Origin of the sequence: Polaromonas glacialis (assembly GCF_000709345.1) — a bacterium.
In the GTDB taxonomy this organism is placed as follows: Bacteria; Pseudomonadota; Gammaproteobacteria; order Burkholderiales; family Burkholderiaceae_C; genus Polaromonas; species Polaromonas glacialis.
Genome location: NZ_KL448323.1, coordinates 873924 through 898774, shown reverse-complemented (window position 1 = coordinate 898774; position 24851 = coordinate 873924). Strand labels below are relative to the sequence as shown.

28 protein-coding genes, 1 other RNA gene and 1 riboswitch are annotated in these 24851 nt (G+C 63.6%); of the genes, 10 read left to right on the top strand and 19 right to left on the bottom strand.

The features are described 5' to 3' along the window. Positions 1-97: 97 nt before the first annotated feature. Positions 98-1180 (top strand): IS30 family transposase, encoded by a 1083-nt coding sequence (locus tag EC86_RS0104665; RefSeq protein ID WP_029524521.1) that lies wholly within the window; start codon positions 98-100, stop codon positions 1178-1180. A 162-nt stretch (positions 1181-1342) separates the two neighbouring features. On the opposite strand, the gene EC86_RS0104660 is transcribed toward EC86_RS0104665, so the two are convergent. The 18 genes from EC86_RS0104660 to EC86_RS0104575 all read right to left on the bottom strand — a co-directional run bounded on the left by EC86_RS0104660 (position 1343) and on the right by EC86_RS0104575 (position 17124). Beyond that, entirely contained in the window at positions 1343-1585 is a 243-nt protein-coding gene (locus EC86_RS0104660; protein ID WP_029524520.1) for a hypothetical protein, read from the bottom strand. 11 nt (positions 1586-1596) lie between these two features. Beyond that, positions 1597-3099, bottom strand: a complete 1503-nt coding sequence (locus EC86_RS0104655; protein WP_029524519.1) for a DUF4331 domain-containing protein — start codon at positions 3097-3099, stop codon at positions 1597-1599. A gap of 227 nt (positions 3100-3326) precedes the next feature. Then, positions 3327-4790 (bottom strand): cobyric acid synthase, encoded by a 1464-nt coding sequence (locus EC86_RS0104650; protein ID WP_029524518.1) that lies wholly within the window; start codon positions 4788-4790, stop codon positions 3327-3329. Between the two features lie 215 nt (positions 4791-5005). Next, positions 5006-5425, bottom strand: a complete 420-nt coding sequence (locus EC86_RS0104640) for an ATPase (RefSeq protein WP_029524516.1) — start codon at positions 5423-5425, stop codon at positions 5006-5008. Between the two features lie 102 nt (positions 5426-5527). Then, complete coding sequence (locus tag EC86_RS27555; protein ID WP_084181155.1) at positions 5528-5731, bottom strand: type II toxin -antitoxin system TacA 1-like antitoxin; 204 nt, start codon at positions 5729-5731, stop codon at positions 5528-5530. 14 nt (positions 5732-5745) lie between these two features. After that, positions 5746-6000, bottom strand: coding sequence for a toxin-antitoxin system HicB family antitoxin (locus EC86_RS0104635; RefSeq protein ID WP_029524515.1), 255 nt, complete (start codon positions 5998-6000; stop codon positions 5746-5748). Further along, positions 5997-6434, bottom strand: a complete 438-nt coding sequence (locus EC86_RS0104630; RefSeq protein ID WP_029524514.1) for a putative toxin-antitoxin system toxin component, PIN family — start codon at positions 6432-6434, stop codon at positions 5997-5999. Before EC86_RS0104630 ends, EC86_RS0104635 begins: the two co-directional genes overlap by 4 nt. A 25-nt stretch (positions 6435-6459) precedes the next feature. Further along, a complete protein-coding gene (locus tag EC86_RS0104625; RefSeq protein ID WP_084181152.1) occupies positions 6460-7494 on the bottom strand; it encodes an aminotransferase class I/II-fold pyridoxal phosphate-dependent enzyme in 1035 nt (344 codons plus the stop codon). Continuing rightward, positions 7494-8480 (bottom strand): adenosylcobinamide-phosphate synthase CbiB, encoded by a 987-nt coding sequence (gene cbiB / locus EC86_RS0104620; protein ID WP_029524512.1) that lies wholly within the window; start codon positions 8478-8480, stop codon positions 7494-7496. The genes EC86_RS0104625 and cbiB overlap by 1 nt, the downstream gene beginning before the upstream one ends. A gap of 10 nt (positions 8481-8490) precedes the next feature. Next, positions 8491-9177: a 5,6-dimethylbenzimidazole synthase gene (bluB, locus tag EC86_RS0104615; RefSeq protein ID WP_029524511.1), complete on the bottom strand. Its 687-nt coding sequence runs from the start codon at positions 9175-9177 to the stop codon at positions 8491-8493. A 4-nt stretch (positions 9178-9181) separates the two neighbouring features. Next, complete coding sequence (gene cobO, locus EC86_RS0104610) at positions 9182-9763, bottom strand: cob(I)yrinic acid a,c-diamide adenosyltransferase (protein ID WP_029524510.1); 582 nt, start codon at positions 9761-9763, stop codon at positions 9182-9184. A gap of 21 nt (positions 9764-9784) precedes the next feature. Next, a complete protein-coding gene (locus EC86_RS0104605; RefSeq protein WP_029524509.1) occupies positions 9785-10552 on the bottom strand; it encodes an ABC transporter ATP-binding protein in 768 nt (255 codons plus the stop codon). A gap of 23 nt (positions 10553-10575) precedes the next feature. Then, complete coding sequence (locus tag EC86_RS0104600; RefSeq protein ID WP_029524508.1) at positions 10576-11595, bottom strand: FecCD family ABC transporter permease; 1020 nt, start codon at positions 11593-11595, stop codon at positions 10576-10578. Continuing rightward, positions 11592-12464: an ABC transporter substrate-binding protein gene (locus EC86_RS0104595; protein WP_029524507.1), complete on the bottom strand. Its 873-nt coding sequence runs from the start codon at positions 12462-12464 to the stop codon at positions 11592-11594. Before EC86_RS0104595 ends, EC86_RS0104600 begins: the two co-directional genes overlap by 4 nt. Further along, the gene (locus EC86_RS0104590) at positions 12461-13051 is read right to left on the bottom strand and encodes a bifunctional adenosylcobinamide kinase/adenosylcobinamide-phosphate guanylyltransferase (RefSeq protein ID WP_036771830.1); all 591 of its coding nucleotides are present in this window, start codon (positions 13049-13051) and stop codon (positions 12461-12463) included. Before EC86_RS0104590 ends, EC86_RS0104595 begins: the two co-directional genes overlap by 4 nt. Beyond that, positions 13048-13977, bottom strand: a complete 930-nt coding sequence (locus EC86_RS0104585) for a cobalamin-binding protein (protein WP_051675720.1) — start codon at positions 13975-13977, stop codon at positions 13048-13050. The genes EC86_RS0104590 and EC86_RS0104585 overlap by 4 nt, the downstream gene beginning before the upstream one ends. Next, positions 13970-15304, bottom strand: coding sequence for a cobyrinic acid a,c-diamide synthase CobB (locus EC86_RS0104580; protein WP_084181506.1), 1335 nt, complete (start codon positions 15302-15304; stop codon positions 13970-13972). The genes EC86_RS0104585 and EC86_RS0104580 overlap by 8 nt, the downstream gene beginning before the upstream one ends. Positions 15305-15306: 2 nt before the next feature. After that, the gene (locus EC86_RS0104575) at positions 15307-17124 is read right to left on the bottom strand and encodes a TonB-dependent receptor domain-containing protein (RefSeq protein ID WP_029524503.1); all 1818 of its coding nucleotides are present in this window, start codon (positions 17122-17124) and stop codon (positions 15307-15309) included. Between the two features lie 88 nt (positions 17125-17212). Then, positions 17213-17498, bottom strand: a riboswitch (cobalamin riboswitch). A 36-nt stretch (positions 17499-17534) separates the two neighbouring features. Here EC86_RS0104575 and zapB point away from each other — a divergent pair. The 4 genes from zapB to EC86_RS0104560 all read left to right on the top strand — a co-directional run bounded on the left by zapB (position 17535) and on the right by EC86_RS0104560 (position 19247). Continuing rightward, positions 17535-17783: a cell division protein ZapB gene (gene zapB, locus EC86_RS0104570; RefSeq protein ID WP_029524502.1), complete on the top strand. Its 249-nt coding sequence runs from the start codon at positions 17535-17537 to the stop codon at positions 17781-17783. Further along, positions 17780-18124, top strand: a complete 345-nt coding sequence (locus tag EC86_RS0104565) for a cell division protein ZapA (RefSeq protein WP_029524501.1) — start codon at positions 17780-17782, stop codon at positions 18122-18124. The genes zapB and EC86_RS0104565 overlap by 4 nt, the downstream gene beginning before the upstream one ends. 51 nt (positions 18125-18175) lie before the next feature. Continuing rightward, positions 18176-18355, top strand: a non-coding RNA gene (gene ssrS, locus EC86_RS30680) — 6S RNA. A 76-nt stretch (positions 18356-18431) separates the two neighbouring features. Beyond that, a complete protein-coding gene (locus EC86_RS0104560) occupies positions 18432-19247 on the top strand; it encodes a sulfite exporter TauE/SafE family protein (protein ID WP_029524500.1) in 816 nt (271 codons plus the stop codon). Between the two features lie 18 nt (positions 19248-19265). Here EC86_RS0104560 and rraA read toward each other — a convergent pair whose 3' ends face one another. Beyond that, the gene (gene rraA / locus EC86_RS0104555; RefSeq protein WP_029524499.1) at positions 19266-19778 is read right to left on the bottom strand and encodes a ribonuclease E activity regulator RraA; all 513 of its coding nucleotides are present in this window, start codon (positions 19776-19778) and stop codon (positions 19266-19268) included. A gap of 240 nt (positions 19779-20018) precedes the next feature. On the opposite strand from rraA, the gene EC86_RS27550 reads away from it, so the two are divergent. The 5 genes from EC86_RS27550 (at position 20019) to EC86_RS0104525 (ending at position 24798) form a co-directional block, all read left to right on the top strand. Next, positions 20019-20414 (top strand): SWIB/MDM2 domain-containing protein, encoded by a 396-nt coding sequence (locus tag EC86_RS27550; RefSeq protein WP_036771828.1) that lies wholly within the window; start codon positions 20019-20021, stop codon positions 20412-20414. A gap of 326 nt (positions 20415-20740) precedes the next feature. After that, positions 20741-21751, top strand: a complete 1011-nt coding sequence (locus EC86_RS0104540; protein WP_029524497.1) for an ABC transporter permease subunit — start codon at positions 20741-20743, stop codon at positions 21749-21751. Next, positions 21748-22653, top strand: coding sequence for an ABC transporter permease subunit (locus EC86_RS0104535; RefSeq protein ID WP_029524496.1), 906 nt, complete (start codon positions 21748-21750; stop codon positions 22651-22653). The genes EC86_RS0104540 and EC86_RS0104535 overlap by 4 nt, the downstream gene beginning before the upstream one ends. Before the next feature lie 133 nt (positions 22654-22786). Beyond that, positions 22787-23803, top strand: a complete 1017-nt coding sequence (locus EC86_RS0104530; protein ID WP_029524495.1) for an ABC transporter ATP-binding protein — start codon at positions 22787-22789, stop codon at positions 23801-23803. Further along, on the top strand, positions 23800-24798 hold the full coding sequence (locus tag EC86_RS0104525) for a peptide ABC transporter ATP-binding protein (RefSeq protein WP_029524494.1): 999 nt from the start codon (positions 23800-23802) through the stop codon (positions 24796-24798). The genes EC86_RS0104530 and EC86_RS0104525 overlap by 4 nt, the downstream gene beginning before the upstream one ends. Positions 24799-24851 lie beyond the last annotated feature (53 nt).

The following is a 24851-nucleotide window of genomic DNA, read 5'->3' as shown; positions in this document are numbered from 1 at the left end:
GCATCCATGAATTCGGGGCCATGGATTGCGGGTCAAGCCCGCAATGACAGGGCGGATTCAAATCGCAAGTGCAACACTACGAATCCGGAGGAGTTGCATGACAAGAACCTATCAACAATTGAATGCTGAAGAGCGCGGCGTGGTGATGGCCATGAAGCTGCAGTTCTGCAGCATGCGCTCGATTGCCAGTGCACTGGGCAGAGCGCCGAGCACGATCTCGCGCGAGCTGCGCCGCAATGAGTGGCAAAGCGAAGCCGGGCAATGCGTCATGGGTCGCCCCCGCATCGCTGGCGGCTATGACGCAAAGCGCGCCGGCAAGCGGGCCAGACGGGTGCGCCGCGAAGCCTGGCCGTCGCGCAAACTCCACCACACTGGTCTCCTGTGGGCCGAGGTCAGGGCGCTGCTGGAACTGAAGTGCTCGCCCGAGCAGATCGCTGCCAAACTCAGGCAGCGCCATCCCGGGCAACGTCAGTTGCAGGCCTGTCATGAAACCATCTACACCGCGATCCACGCCGCCATCTACGCCATGCCCGGGGGAGAGCTGCGCCGTGAGCTGGTCGGGCTGCTGCGCCAGGGCCGCTGTGCACGCAGGCGCCGCAGCCGGGGCACTGACAGGCGCGGCTCGCTGCAGGGCACGTTGAGCATTCATGCGCGCCCGGCCCAGGCCAACGAGCGTTTGCTGCCCGGCCACTGGGAGGGCGACCTGATCGTGGGCAAGGCCAACGCGTCGTCTGTCGGCACGCTGGTGTGCAGGAAGTCGCTGTTCACCATGATGGTCAAACTGGGCAGCAGCAAGGCTGCAGACGTGCTCGACGGCTTCACCAGGGCGTTCTGTGCGCTGCCGCAGGAGTTGCGCCAGACGCTGACGTACGACCAGGGCAAGGAGATGGCGCTGCACAAAAGCCTGGCCGACAACACCGGGATGACAATCTACTTTTGCGACCCCCACAGCCCCTGGCAACGGGGCCTCAACGAGAACACCAACGGGTTGCTGCGCCAGTACCTGCCCAAGGGCACGGACCTGGGCGTGTACTCCCAGCGAGAGCTCGATGAGATGGCCTGGGAGCTCAATACGCGCCCCCGAAAGAGCCTCGGCTGGCGCAGCGCTGCAGAGGTGTTCTACGACGATGCCAGCATGGCAAAAGCCGGCCTTATCCCTACTGTTGCACTTGGTCTTTGAATCCGCCCAGCCATTTAAAACCGGTACTTTTAAAATTCCCTTATCCCTAAAGCCCGCGTCGCCATTTTCAGGCAAACCATGCGCTGAAGAAAACCCGCAGCCACCACCACACAAATGGCCCGCAGCAGCGATTTAAAAATGTCGCAATGCCTTAACGCTGCTTCAGCTATCAAGATTTACCGGTTCACTGTTTTCAGGTGTAGTTACCGTAATGGAGTCAATTTCCCTGGGCTCAGTAGTGTCCGGGCTTGTGGCGATTAAGGCCTTGACTTCTGAAAAGAAGGCGTCCTGCCCTCCTCCTCCGCCGCCGCCGCCTGCGACATCGTCTCCGCCGCTACCGCAGGCAGCCAGCGCCATCGTCAGCAGCGTTAGGGCACAAACCTTGAAGAAGATTTGATGGGTCATTTTTCTCTCCCTTAGTTGTTGAAGTTGCCTGGAATGGGCGTGTTGAAATAGGGAAAGGTGCTTTTGAAATCGGCTGCGGTCTTGCGAACGCCGTCTGTCAGGGCGGCCCCGCCAGCCGGCGCATCAGCGGGTTTGCAACCTACTTTCAGGGTATCGGCAGCACCGGTCAAGGTGCACAGCGCACCCATGGCCACCCGCAGCGACAAGTCCACCACGTCATCGCCAGGGCGACGTCCATTCGGAAAGCCGGCGTTGTCGCCGGCAGCAACTCCCAGAGGATTTTGCGCGCCTGCGGCTATTGGCGCGGTCGTGGTGTTCAAGCGCAGCATTTCTGAGGGCACGACATTTTTGGGCTGGTTAATCCCTTCAAGCCCTTTCAGGAACACCGTCACCAAATCGCTGCGGGGAAAGTTGGTCGGCGCCGGTGCCGTAGGGAACCGGGACTGCACCAGGGCAGGCAGGGTCGGGTTGGTCACGTAATTGAGGAACTGTGCATCGCCTGACGGTTTGGATGCGTTGAAGCGATCCTTGTCATCCATTCCAATCACCACCTCGTTGACCAGCGGCATGCCCACCCGCGATACCTGGCTCCAGGCGCCGCCTTCCAGGCTGGCCCGGTTGAAACCCTTTGGCGACGGATTGATCAGGCGCGCCTGGCGCACACTGGCCGTCGTGTAAGCACCGATGACAGGCTCGCCTCCTGCGGTCAGGCAGGAAATGGGCACTTCCATGGCAATCGAGCTGACATTTTTATTTTCGAGATCATTTTTGTTGCCATTGACCTCAGGGCCGAGCGGGTTCAGGTTGAACAAATCGAAAATCTTGCCGACCGCGATATTGAACGGTTCCTTGCGCTGGCCGACAAACACCTTGCCTTCGCCGCAGCCTGGAATGGCCACACGGTAAATATGCTGGTTGGCATAGGTTTCATAACCGCTGGCGCTGCCAAAAGTGTTGTCGCCTATGTTGTCCACAGGCTTGTCAAATTCAGTGGCCCCGCCCACGGCATTGGTCAGGCGTGTTCTGGCTCCGCCACGGCGGTCACCCCTGACCACGTCAACGGTGTAGGTTTCACGCACATTCAGATTGTCATCGTTGACGGCACTGAGGGGGCCCGAGTTGATCAGCGGAATCAGCACGGCTTTGCCATCCACTGTCAGTGTCTGTTTTTTCGTGTCATTCTTGAAACGGAACTGGAACGTCAGGTGCTCTTTGGCATCGCCCACGTTGTCGATGTGAATTTCATAAAGAGCGTGTGAATCAAACTGATTGAAGTTGGGGCCGCCCTGCGGATCCTGAAAAGGAATGTAATTGGCAATCACCGTCACATAGTCCTGCCGGCCTGCCTCGTAGCTTCGAAACATATACAAGTCGGTGCCGTCAACCTTTTGCTGCCCGGCAATGAACGGCGCTTCCCGGTGGCTCGATGCACTCACTGGAACTGCATACATTAGCGCCATCGCGCCGGCAATGGCCGCAGTGCAAACCATATTTTTTTTGGCAAACTCAGGCATGAATGTCTCCTGTTAAATTGATTGAAAAACCAGCTTCAGGATGGTGGATTGACAATTGACGGATTTGTAGGTTAAGCACGACACATCGAATAGGCGCGAACGCCATTCTTCAACGGGAAGCATGGCTGTTTTTTTACATGCATTCCATGCCGGTGCGGCACGGCGTGAAATGCCCGGTTTTCGGGCCAACGAAGCACCGGATTCCTCATGGCGCCAGCGTCAACACCTCAGTGCGGCGCTGTCAACGCCGCAAGCATGCCTGGCTCGAAGTGCTGTTCGATGTAATCCGCCAGCCCGTCAAATACCGACTCCAGCGTCGGCGTGGCGGAGCCAAACAGCGCCTGCAGCACGCGCGGGTCTTCAAACAGCCCGTGCAGATACAGGCCCAGCACATTGCCAGCCGCGTTTTGCCAGGCCAGGCCGTCGGGCATCACGGCGCAAGCCACATCGCCCGCCGCCGCCATGGCCGAATGCCGCGCGGTCTGGCCGTGGTGAATCTCGTAGCCTTGCACCTCAACACCTGACAGACCGGCCCACGGACCGCCCACGCCGGCAAACGCGGCTTGCCGGTGGCGCACGGTCTTGGCTTCGTCAAACACCGTGACCACCGGCAGCAACCCCAGGCCGGGTCCGTTGCCGTCGATGCCGTGCGGGTCGATCAAGGCTTCGCCCAGCATCTGCAGGCCGCCGCAAATGCCCAGCACCGCGCCGTCCCGGCCCGCGTGCGCGGCAACAGCCTGGTCCAGCCCCTGGGCGCGCAGCCAGGCCAGGTCGGCGCTGGTGGCCTTGGAGCCGGGCAGGATGACCCAGTCAGCCGGCCCCAGGCCAGCCAGTTCGGCCGGGCTGCGCACCCATTTCAGGCGCAGGCCGGGAACGTTTTTCAGCGGCTGGAATTCGTCGAGGTTGCTGATGCGCGGATAGGCGATGACGGCGACGGTCTTGGTCACCGCGCCGGCGGCGGTACTGCGGTCGTCAAACACGCCGTCTTCTTCCGGCAGGCCGTGCTGCCACCACATCGGCAACACAGCCACTGTCGGCACGCCGGTCAGGTCCTGCAGCATCTGCGGGCCGGGTGCGAGCAGGCTGGCGTCGCCCCGGAACTTGTTCAGCACAAAGCCCCGGATCAACTGTTGCTCGGCCTTGTCCAGCATCGCCCAGGTGCCGTACAAATGGGCAAACGCGCCGCCCCGGTCGATGTCGGTGACCAAGAGGCAGGCCGCTTTGGCATGCAGGGCGACGCGCATGTTGACGATGTCGCACGACTTGAGGTTGATCTCGGCGGGCGAGCCCGCGCCCTCGATCACCACCACGTCGTTCTCGGCCAGCAGCTCGTCCAGCGCCTTGGCCACCACCGGCCAGACCGACAGGCTGCGCCCGCGCCACTCCATGCGAGAGAGTTCTGCATTCACCTGGCCCATCAGCACGACCTGGCTTTGCGTGTCTTTCTCGGGCTTGAGCAGCAGCGGGTTCATGCGCACATCGGGCACAGCGCGTGCTGCCAGCGCCTGGAAATACTGGGCGCTGCCAATCTCGCCGCCCGCCACCACGCGGGCGTTGTTGCTCATGTTCTGCGACTTGTAGGGCGCAACTTTCAGGCCCTGGCGGGCGTAGTAGCGGCACAGCGCGGTGGTCAGCCAGCTCTTGCCGGCGTTGCTGGTGGTGCCTAGCACCATGACGGCTTTGGCGGTCACAGGGTCAAGCTCATGGGGTTTCTTTCGATTTCACAGGGGGTGGCAAAGGAGTTTGCGCCGGAGGCTGAACCACGACCAGCTTGGTGCCGGTTTGCTCGGCGATGACAGGCGCACGCTCAGCAGCACGCACCAGTGCGGCGGTGACTTGCTTTCGGCTGGCAAAAATTTGCGTGGGGTTTGAAGCGTTCGAGGGCATCACGAATTTCCTTCGCTAATCAAGACAGGCGTTGGGCCGCTGTTTCAGGAATGTTATGTCCGCCCTGGCGAACGCGCTGCGCCACGCGCTCAATGGCCACTTCGGCGTCTGGCAAGGTCAAAAAATGCAGGGCAACGGCGTAGCCCGCTGCCCGCCACTGAGGAATCTGGCGCGCATAGCCCAGACCGGACAAGGTGGTTTGCAGCGCAAAACTGCGGCCATGCGCGACGTGCTTCGCCATTTGCATCAGCATCAGGCGCCCGGCTTGCAGCGCTGCTGTTTCGGGGGCAAAAGGCGAGAGGCCAGCAGCGATTAAATCGGCATTGACGAACTGCAAGCAAGCTTCGTCAGTCGGCAAGAACTCGCGGGCAAAGGTGGTTTTTCCTGCGCCCTTGGGGCCAGCAATGATGATGATTTTCTTGGCGTTTTCAAGGCTCATGCCAAAGCGCCTTCACGCGCCAGACAGGCCACTTGCGCTGGCTTGAATTGAGTGAGCATGCAGGAAGTGTGCTTGAGGAATTCGGCAAGATTCATGGTTACTTTATTTTGATACTGGCTTGTGTTTTTCTGACTGGGCTTGTTCTGCGTTTACTACGCGCTGAGCCTCTTGAATGCAAATATCGAGTATGAAACCCGACAGGCTGCGGCCTTTGCCAGCTGCCGCCTGCGCAATCTCTTCCTTGATTACCCGGCTGGTACGCAGGCTGATACAGGCTGTCTTTTTTGCGGATGTGGCTGAAGGCATGACAGGCGTCCCAATCAGTTACCTGTGCCTGGAAGGATTTCATCCCCGGCCTGCGCCGGTACATCTGGCACCAGGTTCAGGAAACGCTCAAAATCCTCGCGCTTGCCCAAGACGGCTTCTCGGCGCAGGTAGTCCAGGGTTTGAAATGAAGCCAACTTTTCAGCGGTGGCACTGGCAATGAACTGGTTGACGGAAATGCCGTCCTTGCGGGCCAGTAGCTTGATGCTTTCATGGAGCGAATTGGGCAGCCGAATGGTGAGTGCGGTCATGGTGACTTCTCCTTCAAAATTTGTAAAAACTCAACAGGGGTGACGGCTCGCACACCCAGTCGTTCGGTGCGGCGAAAGTCCTTGATGTTGTGCGTGACGATGTAAGTGCAGCCAGCCGCGACGGCGCATTCCAGCACCATGTCATCGTCCGGGTCGCGCAAAAACGGGCGCCATAGAAAATGAATGTCCTGCAAATGCGCCAGGCCGACCAAATACCGGAGAAAGCCAAGTGCCGCATCGGCATCTGCGCCGGGCGGCAAATGCTCCGGCCTGCTCAACACCGCCGGCCACTCGGTGTAAACCGCGACTGACAGGCATATCTGAAAGCGTGGATGCGGCAGCAATGCCACCAGCGCAAAACCCGCACCATTGCGGGAACGGGCTGCAGAAACCAGAACCGAGGTGTCTAAAACGATTTTAATGGTTGCATCCATATAACCACTATTGTATTGGAATCGCTCAAGTTTCCCATGCCACCCGCAGCGCATCCTGCGCCAGCGGCGGCTGCACGCTGACGCGCACATGGCCGGGCAAGCCGAACGAGGCGGTGTCGCGCAGCTTGATGCCGTGGCCGCGCAGCCGGGCCAGCGCCTGCTGCAGGCTCAAGCCTTCTGGCAAGGCGGGACGCGCGCAGAAAAAATTGGCGTCGCTTGGCAGGCAGGTCCAGCCGATCGATTCGCACAAGCTGATCTGCCGCGCTTTCCAGTCGCGCAGCGTGGCCAGGCTGGCGGCCAGCCAGGCCTGCACGCCGGGATCGGTCCAGGCCTGCAGCAGCGCCACGCCGTGCGCGCCGACCGGCCAGGACGCGCTGAGCTGGTCGAGTTGGGAAACGGCTTCGCCAGCGCCCACGGGCGCAATCGCGTAGGCGGCGCGCACGCCGGTCAGGCCCAGCGCCTTGTTGGGCGTCCAGAGCTGCCAGACGGTTTGCAGCTGCGCTTTTGTCAGCGCGGGCGCGCCGCCGAGCCGCAGCGGTTCGTAGGCGCGGTCGAGCACGAGCACGGCTTTGGCCGCGCATGCATCGGCCATGCTGCCCAGCCCCGCCTGAGCTGCGCCTAGCGGGCTGGACGGCTCGCAGGCCCATAGCAGTTGCGCTTGGTCAGGATCGGTTGCGACCGTCAGCCAGTGCGCGCTGGCGGCTTGCGCATAGTCGCCGTAGCTGTGCGGTGGCAGCCATACCGCGCCGCCCTCGCCGGCTGATGGCTGTGCATGCGCGGTTTGCGCCGCCAGCGCGGTGATGCGAAAAATGAACTCGCTGGCGCTGCCGGCCAGCACCACGCGCGCCGCGTCCACGCCATGAAAATCGGCCAGTTGCCCGCGCAGGGCGGTATAGCTGGCGTCAGGGTACTGGCTGGCATCGGCTTGCCGGACGGCTGCCAGCGCCGCAGGGCACGGCGCGCAGGCGTTGCTGTTGGTGGAAAAGTCATGCAGCGCCGCGCCGTGGCGGTCAGGTCCGCCATGAATGCGCGTGCCCTGCGGCGGGGAAGCATTCATCATCACATCATCCACGCTACTAAAACAATAGCTATAAGTGCACACGGGACAAGCGCAAACACCAGTTTTGATGCATATTTTTGCGCCAGCGTCACATCGCCGGCCTGCGGTGCGCGGCCAGCGGCGTTCAGGGTGTACACGCCCGGCTTGCCCAAGGTGACACCGAGCGCCATCGCCATCGCCGCCATCGGCCAGCCGCTGTTGGGCGAAGGCGTGCGGGCCGCTTCACGCCGCAAGGCGCCGAACTGGCCTTGCCGTGTCACAGCCATCAGCAGCCCGGCCGTCAGCCGCGCCGGCAGCCACGACAGCGCATCGTCGGCGCGCGCGGCCCATTTGCCGGCCCATTCCCAGTGCTGGCCCCGGTTGGTTCCCCGGTAGCCCCACATCGCATCGGCGGTGTTGGCAAAGCGGTAGATCGCCGCTCCCGGCAGCCCGAACAGCACGAACCAGAAGATCGGCGCGACCACCGAGTCGTTGAGGTTTTCAGCGAGGGTTTCGATGGCGCTTTCGCGCACTTGGCTTTCGGTCAGATTCACTGTGTCGCGGCTGACCAGCCACGACAGGCGCTCGCGCCCGGCGGGCAGCGACTGGCGCAGCGCCGCCTCGACCGCGCCGACTTCGTCCACCAGCATGCGCCACGACAGCATGGACTTGAGCAGCCAGGCCATCAGCGCGACCCACAAGGTGGCGGCCAGCGCGTTTTCAATGCCGGGCCGGGCCATGAAACGGGCAAGCTGCCACAAACTCAAGGCCTGCAGCGCCCAGGCCAGCGCGCCGGCCGCCGCCGCGCCCGCCATCCAGGCCAGCGCGCCCAGCACAAAGGCCGGTGCCGGCGGGCAACGCACGGTGACACGGCCGCAGGCCTTGAGGTAATGCCCGATCCAGACCACGGGATGAATCGCCACGGGCGGCTCACCCCAGCGGCGGTCAATCCATAGCGCCAGCAGCAAGACAAGGGACATCGCCAGCGGCATGCCGGGCCACAGCATCGCGCTCACGTCAAGGAGCCGAAGCCGGACCAGGCGCCCCGGCGGGCTGGCCCCAATGGTCTTCAAACACCAGATCGGCCAGCGCGGCGCGGCGCGCCCATTTTTCGGTCTGCAGCATGGGCTGGTCATAAAAAGCGTGGACCGGCCCCAGGCACAGGATGGCAATCGGCTTGCTGCCCTCGGGCATGTTCAGCAGCGCGCCCAATTTGAACGGGCAAAAAATCGACACCCAGCCCATGCCCAGCCCTTCGGCGCGCGCGGCCAGCCAGAGGTTCTGGATCGCGCAGGCGCTTGAGTCCACATCCATCTCGGGCAGCGTGCGGCGGCCAAACACATGTGCCTCGCGTCCCGGCGGCAAGGCGACGACCAGCAGCTCGGCGGCATCAAGCACGCCCTGCACTTTCAGTTTCATGAACTCGTCCTCGCGTTCGCCCAGGGCTTGCGCGGTCAGCAGCCGCTCCTGCTCGACCAGCGCATGCACGCTTTCGCGCAAGGGCCGGCTGCGGATACGGATGAAGCGCCACGGCTGCATGAAGCCGACGCTGGGCGCATGGTGCGCGGCCGACAGCAGGCGCTGCAGCAGCTCGTCGGCGACCATGCCGCCGCTGAAGTGGCGCATGTCGCGCCGCTCGTGAATGGCGCGATACACCGCCTGGCGCTCGGGCAGGCTGAAGGCGTGGTCTGACAGCCGGTTCATGAAATCAGTCTTCAATGCCGCGCTGGGCCGGAATGCCCGCGTTGAACGCATGCTTGACCTTGGCCATCTCGGTCACGGTGTCGGCCAGCTCAATGATCTCGGGCGGGCAGCGCCGGCCGGTGATAACCACATGCACGTCTTTCGGGCGGCTCTTGAGCGTCAGCAGCACGTCATCGAGCGGCAGCCAGCCGTAGATCAGCGGGTAGGTCAGCTCGTCGAGCACCACCATGAAGTTCTCGCCACTCAAAATCTCGGCCCTGGCCTTTTCCCAGCCATGGCGGGCCAGCTGGGCCGAATGTTCCAGGTCCTGGCTTTTCCAGCTGAAGCCGTCGCCCAGCCCCTCGATGGGAATGCCGAGCTGCTCGAACATGCGGTGCTCGCCGAAGCGGGCGCTGGGCACCTTCATGAACTGGAAAATCTTCACGGCCTTGCCATGCACATGGTGGCGGCCATGGGCGCGCAGGGCCAGGCCGAAGGCCGCCGTGCTTTTGCCCTTTCCGTCGCCGGTGTTGACGATGAGCAAGCCCCGGCGTTGGCCCTCGGGCTTGTCGTAGGGTTTGTCGGTGGGGGGCGTTTCAATTTGCATGCTTGTCCTTGATTGGTGGGGTCAAATCCTCGGCACGGCAAGCCACTGCCCGGCCAGCGGATGAATGGCGATGCGATGGTCAAACACCTGCTCCAGCGCGCGGTGCGTGGCCGCATCAATGCAGGCGCCCTGGTGCGTCACCCGGCCCTTGTCCATCACCACCAGTTCATCAGCCTGCAGCGCGAACGAGATTTCATGCAGCACGCTGACGACGGTCTTGCCGCTGGCGACCAGGCTGCGCACCATCAGGAGCCAGTCGGTCTGGTGCGGCGGGTCGAGGTTGGCCAGCGGCTCGTCCATCAGCAGCACCTCGGCCTCGACCGCCAGCGCGCGCGCCAGCAGCACACGCTGACGCTCGCCGCCCGAAAGCTGGCCCAGCGGCCGGCCGCGCCAATCCCAGGCCTGGGTGGCGCGCAAGGCGCGCTCGACGGCGGCATGGTCGGCGGCGCTCGGCGGCGCCAGCCAGGGCTGGTGCGGCAGGCGGCCGAGCATGGCCACGTCGTAGGCGGTCAGGTCGTCGGCCGAGCTTTCGTTCTGGCCCAGCCACGACAGCTGCCGCGCCCGGTCGCGCCCGCGCATCCTGGCCATCGGCTGGCCGAGCAAGGCAACATCGCCGCTGTGTGGCAGCAGCCCGGCCAGCGCCTTGAGCAGCGTTGATTTCCCCGCGCCGTTGGGGCCGACGACGCTGGTCCAGCGCGCGCGCGGCAGCGCCAGCGAAATATCGTGCAATATTTCATCATTTCCGAGCTTTGCGCATAGCTGGCGGGCATCCATAGCTAGAAAATCCATAGCAAGCTGAGGAGGATTCAAGGTCATAGTCCGTTGCCTTTCCCGGTTTGCCGGTGCATCAGCCAGAGCAGATACGTGCCGCCCAGCACGGCGGTGAGCACGCCCACGGGCAACTCCTGCGGCGCCACCAGCCCGCGCGCCAGGATGTCGGCGGCGGTCAACAGCACCGCGCCCATCAGGCTGGCCAGGCCAATCAGCCGGCCGTGCGTGGTCTTGACGACCGAGCGCACCAAATGCGGCGCGGCCAGGCCGACAAAGGCGATCAGCCCGGTCTGCGCCACCGCCGTTCCGGTGGCCAGGGCCAGCACCGCCACCAACGCCGCGCGCATCTGCACCAGCGGCAGACCCAGGCTGTGCGCCGTGGATTCGCCCAGCGCCAGGCCGTCGAGCGCATGGCTCATCATCCAGGCGGCCAGCATCATCACCGCAAAGACGGCGGCCATGATGGCGCAGGCGGTCCAGCCGACAAAGGCGGTGCTGCCCAGCATGAAGGACTGCATCGCCTGCATGATCTCGGGCGTGAGCAGCAGCACCAGCGACGTAATCGCACCCAGCACCACGCCGACAACCACGCCGGCCAGCAGCAGGCGCAGCGTGTGCTGCACGCCCTTGGCCAGCAGCAGCGTCAGCAGCACCGCCAGCACTGCGCCGACAAAGGCCGCGCCGGTCAGCCCGATGCGCGCCAGCCAGTGCGTCGCCAGCGGCGAGATGCCGAACAGCGCCATCGCCAGCGCCACGCCCAGCGACGCGCCCGACGCGCTGCCCAGCAGGTACGGGTCGGCCAGCGGATTGCGGAACAGCCCCTGCGCCACCGCGCCGGCCAGCCCCAGCAGGGCCCCCGCCAGCCAGGCGCCCAGCGTGCGCGGCAGGCGGATGTCAAGCACGATCAGCAGCGCCTGCGGGTCGCGCCGCATGTCCAGCACGCTGTCAAAACCGGTGCTGCCGACGCTGATGCCCAGCCCCAGCAAGGCCACGGACGCCGCCAGCAGGCCGGCTGCCAGCCAGAAGGCCTTGCGGCGCTGGTGCGTGAAAGCCTGGCTCATCCGGCCCCGGCCTTGCGCGCGATGCACTGGGCCATGATGCGCGCGGCCTCGGCCATGCGCGGGCCGGGGCGCACCACCACGTCGGACTCCTCGGCGCTGTACACGCAGATGCGCTGCTCCTTGACGGCCTTGATGTTCGACCAGCCGGGATAGGACGCCATCGCCTGCATGCTGCGGTTGCCGGCCATGATCAGGTCCGGGTTGGCGCGCACCACGAACTCGGGGTTGATGCGCGGAAACGGCCCCAGCGCAGCGGGAATGATGTTCTTGACGCCCAGCCGCGCCAGGGTTTCGCCAATGAACGACGCCTCGCCGGCGGCATAGGGCCCCCGGCTGACTTCAAAATAGACGCGCGTGTTTTTCGCCTGGGGCGAAAGCGACTGCGCAGCGGCCTCGACGCTGGCGTCAATCACGCGCCAGAGCCGGTCGGCGCCCACGGCATCGGGAATGTCGAGCAGCGCGCCGAGTTTTTTCAGCACGCGGCGCACATCGGCATGGTTCTTGGGTTCGAGCGCCAGCACCTTGATACCCAGCGACTCCAGCCGTTCGCTGACGCGCGCGGACACCGCCAGCAGCACCACGTCGGGCTTGAGCGCGACGATGGCCTCGATGTTCGGATCGAGCCCGCCGCCCACCACCGGCAGGCGCCTGATGCTGGCCGGGTGGTTGGAATAGCGGTCCACGCCGACAATGCGATGGCATTGCTCCAGCGCGCACACGCCCTCGGTCAGCGACGGCAGCACGCTGACAATGCGCTGCGGGCTTTGCGCGAAGGTCACGGTCACGCCCCGGTCGTCGGTGATTTGCAGCGCGTGGGCGGGCAGCAGCGCCATGAAGCATGCAATCAGTAAAGCAGCTAATGCCTTCATGGCTGGCCTTTCAGGTTCAGCGGCAGCCCGGCCGCCATCAGCGTGACGCGTTCGCACGCCTGCGCCACGTCCTGATTCAAAAGTCCGAGCGAATCGACAAAGGCACGGGTGTCGCGCCCGAGCGGAATCACGCCCAGGCCAATCTCATTGCCGACCAGCACGACCGGGCCGGCGGCGTTTTCAATTGCTCCTAAAACCATAGCTATCTGCGCCCGTGGATCATGCGCAAAAGCCTCATTTTCCTTGAATTTTTCTGCCGGCATCAGCAAATTGGTCAGCCACAAGGTCAGGCAGTCGATCACGACCAGCGTGTGCGGCTGGCTGCAACTAGCCAGCGCCTCGGCCAGCCGCACCGGCTCTTCCACCGTCTGCATGCCCGGCACGCGCCCGGCGCGGTCTGCCTGATGGCGCGCGATGCGCTCGCGCATTTCCTCGTCCCACGGCTGGGCGGTAGCGATCAGCACGGCGCCGTGCGCGGGCGACTGGGCCAGCCAGCGGCGGGCCAGCAGTTCGGCACGGCGCGACTTGCCGCTTTTCTGGCCGCCCAGGATCAGCTCGCTGCGGGCAAGCGACAAATCCGTCGTCACGATACTCGCCCCGCCGACAGGCCGCCATTAGGCGGGGCAGCCCCCTCGGGGGGCTGCGCAGTACGCGAAGCGGCAAGCGTGGGGGCCATGCTCCATTGCATGATGAACTTGTGCAGCTTTTCCACGCCATCGGTCAGCGCCGCCGGGCCGGGCTGCAAAATTTCGGACGACTTGATCTCGAACAGCTGATGGTTCTGAACCGCCGGCACGTTTTCCCAGCCCGGCCGCGCCGCGACCAGTTCAGGCCTGAATTTCTTGCCGCACCAGGAGCCGAAAATGATGTCGGGCGCACGCCGAACGATTTCCATCCCGTCGGCAATGATGCGGCCCTTGCCCATGGGTTCTTTCGCCAGTTCGGGAAAACAGTCGTCGCCGCCGGCAATGCCGACCAGCTCCGACACCCAGGCAATGGCGCTGATGTGCGGGTCATGCCATTCCTCGAAAAACACGCGCGGGCGGCGCTTGAGGCTGCGCGCCGCCTGCTCGATTTCAAGCAGCCGCTGCTGCATGCCGTGGATCAGCGCCAGGCCGCGCTCGACCTGCCCGACCATGGCGGCGAGCTGGTACATCATCGAGAAAATCTCGGCGACGCTGCGCTGGTTGAAGATCGTGACCTGGATGCCGTGCCTGATCAGTTGCGCCGCGATGTCGGCCTGCAGGTCGGAAAAGCCGATGACGCAGTCGGGCCGCAACTCGACTATCTTGTCGATCTTGGCGCTCAGGTAGGCGCTGACCTTGGGTTTCTCGTCCCGCGCGCGCGGCGGTCGCACGGTGTAGCCCGAAATGCCGACGATGCGCCGCTCCTCGCCCAGCAGGTAGAGCCATTCGGTGGGCTCTTCGGTCAGGCAGACGATTCGCTGCGGGCCGTAGGCGCTGCTGTCGGGGCTGGCGGCCAGTGCACGCCAGTTACTGGATTTTTCAGTCATCGGTGTCTTTCAAAAACAGCCGCGCCGCAGCCGCCGGGCTGGACGCGAACCAGGCATGGAAATAACTCGCCTTGACCGAGGCACTGGTGTAAAGCGCCTCGCCTTCGCCGCGCAAGGTGCGCCCCGGCGCGGCCTGGGTACGGCTTGCGGCGTGCAGCGGCGTCGCGCAGGTGGAATAGTGAAACGTGTGGCCGCGCAAGGTGCCGCCCGCCACCTCAAGCTGCTGCGGCCCGAGCGCGGCCAGGCGTTTTTGCATCGTCACGCGACCGGGCAGGATGCCCCACATCGAATGGCTGCTGCCATCAATGGCCGTGAGCTGGTCGAACAAGGCCATCATGCCGCCGCACTCGGCCCAGACCGGCTTGCCGGCCTGAACGTGCGTGGCGATGCTGCTTTTCATGGCGGTGTTGGCGGCCAGCGCTTCGGCATGCAGTTCGGGGTAGCCACCGGGCAGCCACAGCGCATCGCAGGGCGGCAGCGCGTTGTCCTGGAGCGGCGAAAAATAAATCAGCTCGGCGCCCATGGCCCGCAGGCAGTCGATATTGGCGGCATACAGGAAACAGAAAGCCGCGTCGCGGGCAACGGCAATCGTCCGGCCCTGCAAGGCTTTTAACGGAAAGTCCCGTGTCAACGCATCGCTGCCCTGGAAATCAACGGCCCATGCCTGGAGGTCATCGGCCGTCATCCGGCCCAACCGCGTTTCCGCCAGCGCATCGGCCGCCGCGTCCAGCCTGGCCATGGCATCGCCAAGTTCATGGTCCATGACCAGGCCCAGGTGCCGCTCGGGCAGCGTCAACGCCTCATTGCGCATCAACGCGCCCAGCCATTGGGCCGGGTCGCGCAGGCCGTCCTCCAGCATCAGCGCATGGCCGGGCGACGCCAACCGATTCGCCAGCACGCCTGCAAAACCCAAGCCTTCCCGGTAATGCTGCAAGCCCCAGGCCAGCGCGCCGAAAGTGCCGGCCATGGCGCTGGCGTCAATTACGACGACCACCTTCAACCCAAAGCGCTGCGCCAGGTCGGCCGCGCTGGGCTGGCCGTCAAACAGCCCCATCACGCCTTCGACAATGATGAGATCCACTTCGAGGGCCGCATCATGCAGGCGCTGCGCGCAGTCCGACTCGCCCGTCATCCACAGGTCGAGCTGGTCTACCTGCGCGCCGCTGGCCAGCGCCAGCCAGTACGGGTCCAGAAAGTCCGGCCCGCACTTGAAGACGCGCACCTTGCGGCCCTGGCGCGCATGCAGCCGCGCCAGCGCGCAGGCCACCGTGGTTTTGCCCTGGCCGGACGCCGGGGCAGCGATGAGGATGGCGGGACAGCGGGCCATGCCTACAGCGGCGCCCATTTCACGCCGACATACAGCGAACGCCCGGCCGTGGCATAGGTGCGGGCCAGCTCGTACTGCTTGTCGGCCAGGTTGTCCACCCGGGCCAGCAGGGTCCAGTCCCGGGCGATGGGCGTGCTGGCGCTCAGGTTGAGCAGGCTGTAGCCGCTCAGCACCCGGGTGTTCGCCGCGTCGTCAAAGCGCCGTCCGGAAAACTGCGCTTCGGCGCCCAGCTGCCAGCTGCCCACCCGCGTGTCGGCGCTCAGGGTTCCGTGCTGTTTCGCGCGGCGGGCCAGCGACTTGCCGGTGGCCAGATCGCGCGGCTTCTGCACATCCAGCGAGGCCGCCAGGTTGACGCCGCCCACGGCATGCGCGGCCGTCAGCGTGGCGCCGGAATACTGCGCGCGCGCGGTGTTGGAGTAGCAGCCGAAAGGCGAGGCGCAGGTGCCGGCACCGGCAAAGGTGATCAGGTTGTTCACCTTGTTCCGGTAGGCCACCAGCCCGACGCTGCTGGCGCCCTGAGACCAGCGCAGGCCGAGTTCGACGTTGCGGCTGCTTTCAGGAACCAGTGTCGGCACGCCGTATTCGCTGAAGCGCTGGTACAGCGTGGGCGCCCGGAACGCCGTGCCGGCCGAGGCGGTTGCGCGCCATTCGGGCGTGAAGGCGTAGCCATAGGCCGCGCTGCCGGTGGTCTTGCCGCCAAATTCGCTGTCCTTGTCATGGCGCAGGTTGAGCTGGACGGTGTGGTTTTTTTCAGTGAAGCCGTAACCCAGCGCCACTGCATTCTGCGAACGGCCCTGGTCGATGGGCGCATTTTCCAGGTGGTCTTCCTTGCGCTCCAGGGCTGCGGTGAACAGCTGTGCACCCAGGCGGAACTCGTTTTGCAGCGTATAGCCGCGCAGCCGGGTGGTCGTCAGATAGGGCGAAGGACGGGTTTCATAACGGTCGGTTGAATCGGTGACGGACAGCCGCGTGCTCCAGGCATCGGTCCACTGCGCCTGCCAGTTCAGCCCCAGCGCACGCAGTTCGTGCAGGTTGCGGTCGTCCTTGCCCAGTCCGTTGTCATAGGCCGAGTCCATGTCGCTCGTCAGGTAAGTGGCTTCCAGGCGGTTCGCCCGGTTGACCTGGAAACCGAGCCGCAGATTGGCCGACTGGCCGCGGTAGCCGTCGCGATCCGGGTTTTGGGTGGGCACCGTGCGGGCGTTGAAGCCATCGCTTTGCTCGTGCGCCACGCCCAGAGCATAGTCAAAGGCGCCGCTGGCGCCGCTGAAGCCGGCGTCCAGCTTGCGGGTGTTGTAGGTTCCCACGCCCACGCCGGCGAATGGCGCAAAGCCCTGTTCGCCGCGTTTGGTGAAAATCTGGATGACACCGCCCAGTGCGTCCGACCCATACACCGCGCCGGCCGGTCCGCGCAGCACTTCAATGCGGTCGATCAGCGCCAGCGGAATGCTTTCCCAGGCCGCACCGCCGGTGGCCTGCGAATCCACCCGAACGCCGTCGATGTAGACAGCGGTAAACCGGGATTCGGCACCGCGCAGGAACACGCTGGTGGTAGCGCCAGGGCCGCCGTTGCGCGACATTTCAATGCCCGGGACGCGCTTGAGTACATCCGCCAGGCCCGCCGCGCCGCTACGTTCGATTTTCTGGCGGTCAATGATGGTCACATCGGCCACCACGTCGCTCAGGGGCTGGGCGGTGCGGGTGGCGGTGACGACCGTTTCGCGAAGTTGCGGCGCCGGCTGGGTTTGCGCAAAGGCAGGAAATGCAGGCGTCAACGCCAGTGGCAGCACGGCCAGGCGAAGGTTGGAAATACAAATTTTCATGGGTCAAGCTATCAACAAAAAAAAGCTCTCACCGGCTTCCCCGCCAGTGCATGAGCGTCACGAATGCGGAGCCCCCTGAAAAAGGACGCGCGCATTCACCTTGTTGGCCGGTATCCGGGCTCGCGGAACTGCTTTCATCGCCTTCCCAAACGCGTGTTCAAAACGCTCAGTGGCTCATGATGAAAACTGAATGCGGCCCTGACTTGCTCAGGGCGCTGCATTCGTCCGTTTACCGTTGCGGGGGCAGCGCAGGTTAGAGGCCTTCGCGCTTGCGGCCGGCTTGATTCGGCGTGCATGGCGTTGACTTCCCCCTGCTTCCCGTTGAACTGCAGCATGTGAACCATGCTGCGAGCACCAACAGCGGGCATTCTACGCGGCGAAATACGCCTGACCCTACAATCGGAAGTGCCATGCCGAACCAACACCAAATCGATCCCATCGACCAAATTACCGAACGGGTAGAGCAGCTTTTGCTGCGCTACGAGGAATTGCAGCGCATCAACGCACAACTGGGAGAACAGGTCACCGCCCTGTCGCATGAGCGGGATTCGCTCAGGTCCCGGCTCAGTGCTGCTAGAGCCCGCGTCGATGCACTGATCGAACGCCTGCCCGAAACCACCGACTCCGTTGTCAACCCCTTTGTGGACCCTGCGCGATGAAACAGCTAGAAGTACAGATCATGGGTCAGAACTACATGCTGGGATGCCCGGAAAACAGCGAAACCCGTCTGCTCGAAGCGGTTGAAACGGTGGATTCGGCCATGTGCAAGATCCGCGATGCCGGCAAGGTGAAGGCCCGCGACCGCATTGCCGTTCTGGCGGCGCTGAACCTGGCCTACCAGTTGCTGGAGCCTGCGCCAGCACCGCCAGAACCCGCCCTGCAGTCGCCGGCCCCGAAGGCCGATACTACCGATGGCGCCAGTGAAGCGTCCCGGGCGCAGCTGCAGTCACTGCTTCAAAAGCTCGACACCGCGCTGGCCAGCCAGAATTTCAAGGCTTGACCTTTTCGGGCTTTCGCCTGGCAACCGTTGCGCCGTATGGGCCTACAATGGATTTGTCTGCGGTGCGAGCCGGGCTTTATATTTCCTTGAACCAATGCTCCACGAGCACGGGCTTGGTAAATTGTCAGACAGGTGTGATCGTCTCGCGTCAGACGAACCCGAAGCCTGACTGCCCTCGCCCACCTGAACCCCGGTTCAGGATGACGGTCCGGTGGCATTCGCAGACACCTCATTCTTCATATCGCTTCGGGCACCGCCGTTCAGAACTGAACGCGGCGGCGGCCTTGGTGCGCCACCGCTACCGCCCATGATGCTTGAACCCTTGCTGATCGTTGAACTGGCCGTGCTCGGCGTGTGTACAGGCTTTCTTGCCGGCCTGCTGGGCATCGGCGGCGGCATGCTGATGGTGCCGTTCATCACCATCATCCTGGCCAATCGCGGGGTTTCCGCCGACCTGTCGGTGAAAATGGCCATTGCCACGTCCATGGCCACCATCATCTTCACGTCCCTTTCCAGCGTGCGGGCGCACCACAAGCGTGGCGCCGTGCGCTGGGACATCGTCAGGCGGCTGGCACCGGGCATCGTGGTGGGCAGCATCATCGGCAGCCTGGGCGTGTTTGCCCTGCTCAAGGGGTCATACCTGGCGATTTTCTTTGGGCTGTTCGTGAGCTTTTCCGCGACCCAGATGTTCCTGGACAAAAAACCCAAGCCCACGCGCCAGATGCCCGGCACCGGCGGCCAGCTGGCGGCGGGCGGTTTCATTGGCTTCCTGTCGGGCCTGGTCGGCGCGGGCGGCGGGTTCATCAGCGTGCCGTTCATGACCTGGTGCAATGTTCCCATCCACAATGCTGTCGCCACCTCCGCAGCGCTGGGTTTTCCGATTGCCGTGGCCAATGTGCTGGGCTATGCCGTCAGCGGGCAGACCGTGCAGAACCTGCCCGAAGGCTCCCTTGGCTATATCTGGCTGCCGGCTCTGGCCGTGGTCGCAGTGTGCAGTTTCCTGACCGCACCACTGGGTGCCAGGGCGGCGCACAGCATTCCGGTCGGCAAGCTCAAGCGGGTGTTCGCCAGCATCCTGTATCTGCTGGCAGCCTACATGCTCTACAAGGGGCTGAACAGCTGAGCCTGACGTTGGCGTACCTCATGCCTTGAGCGGCGACGCCATCACGACCATGCCGTCCTCATCGGCATATAGCCAGTCGCCCGGATAGACCCATACCCCCTGAATCTGTATCGCAACGTCGCGTTGCCCTTCCTGCCTTTTTTCGGTGGGCAGTGGCATGGCGGCCAGTGCGCGTATGCCGGTGCTGCACTGTGCCAGTTCACTGACATCGCGCACGCAGCCGTCCACCACGACGCCGGCCCAGCCGTTTCTGGCGGCCGCAGCGCCCAGGTTGCCGCCGACCAGTGCGCGGCGCAGCGATGCGCCGCCATCGACCACCAGCACCCGGCCTTCGCCGGGCGAATCTACCGCAACCTTGACCAGTGAATTGTCTTCAAAGCATTTGACCGTTGACACCGGCCCGCTGAACCTGGCGACGCCGCCGAAATCCCTGAACACGGGCGGCAGGACCCGGAATTGACCGGAAGAGTCGTTTTTATGGACATCGCAAAGATCGCAGGTCGCGAATGCGGGGGGAGAAATAAGGGCCATTTCGGGTTTGCTTTCAGGAAGAGGGGTTGAAGGGTTTTCAGGGCATCGGCACCACCGCATTCGGCTCAGTTCGACGCTCTGGCGTTGATTTTTTGATTTTCAGAGGTAAATCTTCCACATGAGGCCGGAAATAAAGTGTTCTCCCGCTTTCAAACAGGATTTTCTCCAGTAGCATGCGTCAAGCCATCGCGAAGTCGTTCTTCCCGTGGCGATCCGTCAACTGTCAAGAAGGAATCAATTATGGCAACTGCAACAAAAGCGCCAGCAAAAAAAGCGGCACCAGAAAAAACGGTCGCTGCAAAAAAAGCGGCTCCCGCCAAAACGGCTGCCGCTAAAAAAGCAAGCCCTGCCAGCGAGGCTGCAACGGCCAAACCGGCCGCCAAGAAGCGCACACCGAATCCAGCCTTCATGAAAGCGCTGACCCTGAGCCCGGAATTGTCCGCTGTGGTCGGCGACAAGCCTTTGCCACGCACTGAAATTGTCAGCAAGCTGTGGGTCTACATCAAGGCCAACAACCTGCAGGACCAGGCCAACAAGCGCATGATCAACGCAGACAAAAAACTGCTGGCCGTTTTCGGCAAGCCGCAAGTGTCCATGTTTGAAATGGCTGGGCTGATCGGCAAGCACGTCAAGTAAACGGACGCGCACTGATTTCTCTAAAAGCCGCTATTCAGCGGCTTTTTTATGCCTGCTTTCCAGGGAATCCATAGACTCGACCCGCCGTTTGTTCGGGATAGCCGCCAGCCACGCCGCATCAGTCAGGCGAATAGGGTAAACAAGGAGAAATGACGCGACGAAATGAGTCCAGCCCGAAAATTAGTCGCTAAGATTAAAAATTGTTGGTGCAATTATTGCTGCATTGCCAGGCCAATAGCACTTTGATGCTGATGCACCCTCAACTGCGGTTGCAACAGTTATTTGCCAGTTCTTGCCATGGCTTAACTTGCTAATCATTTGCCACCATGCTGCGCTTTATCTTTACCCGCCTGAGCCTGATCATTCCCACCTTCCTGGGCATGACGCTGCTGGCTTTTTTCCTGATCCGCATGGTGCCGGGAGACCCGATTGAAACCATGGCGGGCGAGCGCGGCATCGATCCGGCGCGCCATGCGCAATTGCTCAAGGAGTTCGGCCTCGACAAGCCGGTGCTGGTGCAGTACGGCATCTATATCGGACGGGTGCTCAAGGGAGACCTCGGCAAATCGCTGATCACTCAGGAACCCGTCCTCAGCGAATTCATGACGCTGTTTCCGGCCACGATTGAACTGGCGGTTTGTGCCATTGTTTTCGCGCTGCTGATCGGCATTCCGGCCGGCATTCTTGCGGCTGTCAAGCGAAACTCCATTCTTGATCACGGCGTGATGGGTATTTCCCTGACGGGTTATTCGATGCCGATTTTCTGGTGGGGCCTGCTGCTGATCCTGCTGTTTTCAGTCCAGCTGGGCTGGACGCCGGTGTCGGGCCGCATGTCGGTGCAGTACTACATTGAGCCGACCACCGGTTTCCTGCTGATCGACTCGCTGCTGTCGGACGACAAGGGCGCCTTCTGGTCGGCGGCCTCGCACCTGATTTTGCCGACGATTGTGCTGGGCACCAATCCGCTGGCCGTCATTGCGCGCATGACGCGCTCGGCCATGCTCGAAGTGCTGGGCGAGGACTACATCCGTACCGCGCGCGCCAAGGGCCTGTCCAACCTGCGCGTGGTGGCCGTTCATGCCCTGCGCAATGCCTTGATTCCGGTGGTCACCGTGATCGGACTGCAGGTCGGCGTGCTGTTCACTGGCGCCATCCTGACCGAAACTATTTTTTCATGGCCCGGCGTCGGAAAATGGCTGATCGAGGCCATCAGCCGGCGCGACTATCCAGTGCTGCAGGGCGGCATCTTGCTGCTGGGCGCCATTGTCATGGCCGTCAACCTGCTGGTGGACATCACCTACGGAATCATCAATCCCCGCATCAGGCACCAGCGATGAGCACGGCCATTTTAAAAACCAAACTTTCGGCAGCACCGACCCCGGCCCATCCGCTGCGCGAATTCTGGAGCTATTTCAGCGCCAACCGTGGCGCCGTGGCGGGCCTGGTCATCGTCGTGACGGTGCTGCTGGTGGCCTTGTTCGCCCCATGGCTGGCACCGCATGCGCCCAATGTCACCGACAGCGCCGTGTTCCTGAAGCCACCGGCATGGCAGGCTGGCGGCGCATGGTCCTATCCGCTGGGCACCGACGCCATCGGCCGTGATATTTTGTCGCGCCTCATGCATGGTGCGCGACTGTCGCTGGTCATTGGACTGGCGGTGGTGGCGATCTCGGTCGTGGTCGGCACCGTGCTGGGGCTGCTGGCCGGGTTTTTCCGGGGCATTTTTGAAATCGCCATCATGCGCCTGATGGACATCATTTTGACGCTGCCCAGCCTGCTGCTGGCCATCGTGATCGTCGCCATTTTGGGCCCCGGACTGATGAATGCCATGCTGGCCGTAGCCATCGTGGTGTTGCCGCATTACGTGCGCATCACCCGCGCGGCCGTGATTGCCGAAACCTCGCGCGACTACGTCACCGCCGCGCGCATGAGCGGCGCGGGCCGGATTCGACTGATGTTCAGCGAGATTTTGCCCAACTGCACCGCGCCACTGATCGTGCAGGCGTCGCTCGGCGTGTCCACCGCCATTCTGGACGCTGCGGCGCTGGGTTTCCTGGGCCTGGGCGCGCAGCCGCCTTCGCCCGAGTGGGGAACCATGCTGGCCGATGCGCGTGAATTCGTGCTGCGCGCCTGGTGGGTTGTGACCTTTCCCGGGTTGGCCATTTTGATCACCGTGCTGGCCTTCAACCTGCTGGGCGACGGGCTGCGCGATGCGTTCGATCCCAAACTCAAACGATGAATATGGCCGATGTAAACCCGATAAACCTTTTCGCAAGTAACACCGCGGAACCGGCTTCGCCGGGCCACAGGTGTTGCCCCCAGCGGGGGGATCCGGCTACACGCAGTGAGCCGAGAAGGGGGAGGACTTAACCATGCCCCTGCTTGAAATAGAAAACCTGTCCGTTGAGTTTCCCTCGCAAAACGGCGTGATGCATGCGGTGGACGGCGTCAGCCTGTCGCTGGAGGAAGGCGAAGTGCTGGGCATCGTCGGCGAATCGGGCTCCGGCAAAAGCGTCACCATGATGGCGCTGATGGGCCTGGTGGCATTTCCAGGCCGGGTGCGCGCCGACAAGCTGCGCTTTGCCGGCCACGACCTGCTCCGCTTGTCGGACGGCGAGCGCAGCAAGCTCACCGGCAAGGACGTGGCGATGATCTTCCAGGACCCCACGACCAGCCTGAATCCGTGTTTCACCATTGGCTTCCAGATCACCGAGACGCTGCGCCTTCACCTCGGCATGGACCGCAAGGCCGCCACGCGCCAGGCGATCGGGTTGCTGGAGCAGGTCGGCATTCCGGCGCCGGAAAGCCGGCTCAAGGCCTATCCGCACCAGCTGTCGGGCGGCATGAACCAGCGCGTAATGATCGCCATGGCCATTGCCTGCAACCCGCGCCTATTGATTGCCGACGAACCGACCACCGCGCTCGACGTGACCATCCAGGCGCAAATTCTCGACCTGCTGCGCAGCCTGCAAAAGGAACGCGGCATGGCGCTGGTGCTGATTACGCACAACATGGGCGTGGTGTCCGAGATGGCGCAGCGGGTTGCCGTCATGTATGCCGGCCAGATCATGGAAGAGCAAAGCGCCCATGCGCTGTTCAACACGCCCCAGCACCCCTACACCGAAGCGCTGCTGGCCGCCCTGCCCGAGCGCAGCGACGGCAGCGTGCGGCTGGCGACCATTCCCGGCATGGTGCCCGGCCTCTACGACCGGCCGGCGGGCTGCCTGTTCGCGCCGCGCTGCGCCTACGCCACCGAGCATTCGCGCACCGTGCGCCCGGCACTGCGCGCCTGGCAGGACGGCATGGTGCGCTGCCACTATCCGCTGGGCGACCCCGGCCGGGAAGCGGCCATGGCGCACGACAACCCTTTGGCGAAAACCGCACGATGAGCAGCCCAGCCCCAGTGACCGCGCCCGTGGTCGAAGCCACAAACCTCAAGCGCGTCTATGAAATCCGGCGCGGCTTCTTGGCCAAGCCCGACCTTCTCCAGGCTGTCGGCGGCGTGTCGTTCACCGTCCACGCCGGCAAGACGCTGGCCGTCGTCGGCGAATCGGGCTGCGGCAAGTCAACGCTGGCGCGCATGGTGTCGCTCATCGAAACGCCCAGCAGCGGCGCGCTGAGCATCACCGGCGTCGATGCGGTACATGGTTCGGATGAACAGCGCCTGAAGCTTCGCAAGGCGGTGCAACTGGTGTTCCAGAACCCCTATGGGTCACTCAACCCGCGCAAGAAAATCGGCGCCATCCTGGAAGCGCCGCTTGAGATCAACACCCCCCTGGCGGCACCCGAGCGTTCTGAAAAAGCGCGCGCCATGCTGGCCCTGGTCGGTCTGCGGCCCGAGCATTACAACCGTTATCCGCACATGTTTTCAGGCGGGCAACGCCAGCGCATCGCCATTGCGCGCGCGCTGATGCTGAACCCGGCGCTGGTCGTGGCCGACGAGCCGGTGTCGGCGCTGGACGTATCGATCCAGGCGCAGGTGCTCAATCTGCTGGCCGACCTGCAGCAGTCGATGGGGCTGGCCTACCTGTTCATCTCGCATGACCTGGGCGTCGTGCGCCATATCGCCCACGACGTGCTGGTGATGTACCTGGGCCATGCCGTCGAGCAGGGCGAAAAGAAGGCGTTGTTCGCGCAACCGCTGCATCCCTACACCCAGGCGCTGCTGGCCTCGACGCCGGGCCTGGCGGGCAGCAGCGCCATCAAGCACCGGATCGTACTCAAGGGCGAACTGCCTTCGCCGCTGAATCCACCCAAGGGCTGCGTGTTTTCCACCCGTTGTCCGTATGTGACAGACCGTTGCCGTGCCGAAAGGCCGGCGCTTCGCGACGTTGCAGGCCGGCAGGTCGCTTGTCACTATGCGGAAAATTTTCTCGTTGCCTGAAATGAAGATCAATACGTTGACAGCATTTGCCCGAAACCCCTTTTCGAATGACC